Origin of the sequence: Cupriavidus sp. SIMBA_020 (assembly GCF_046535395.1) — a bacterium.
Lineage (GTDB): Bacteria > Pseudomonadota > Gammaproteobacteria > Burkholderiales > Burkholderiaceae > Cupriavidus > Cupriavidus campinensis.
Map to the genome: position 1 here is coordinate 1 of NZ_JAWRWU010000579.1, position 272 is coordinate 272.

General features: G+C 66.2%; 1 protein-coding gene. It reads left to right on the plus strand.

Going from position 1 to position 272, the window contains the following annotated elements; genetic code table 11:
• On the plus strand, window positions 1–272 hold a 272-nt coding region (locus tag SB751_RS30595; RefSeq protein WP_410749098.1), incomplete at both ends, for an ABC transporter permease subunit.

The following is a 272-nucleotide window of genomic DNA, read 5'->3' on the forward strand; positions in this document are numbered from 1 at the left end:
GCCAAGGCGATGGGCATCAACACGCGTAACGTGAAGCTGCTGGCGTTCGCGATGGGCGCGTCGTTCGGCGGCCTGTCGGGCGCGATGTTCGGTGCGTTCCAGGGCTTCGTGTCGCCGGAATCGTTCACGTTCTGGGAATCGGTCGTGGTGCTCGCCTGTGTGGTGCTCGGCGGCATGGGCCACATCCCCGGCGTGATTCTCGGCGCCGTGCTGCTCGCGATTTTCCCCGAGTTCCTGCGCTCGACGATGGGCCCGCTCCAGCCCATGCTGTT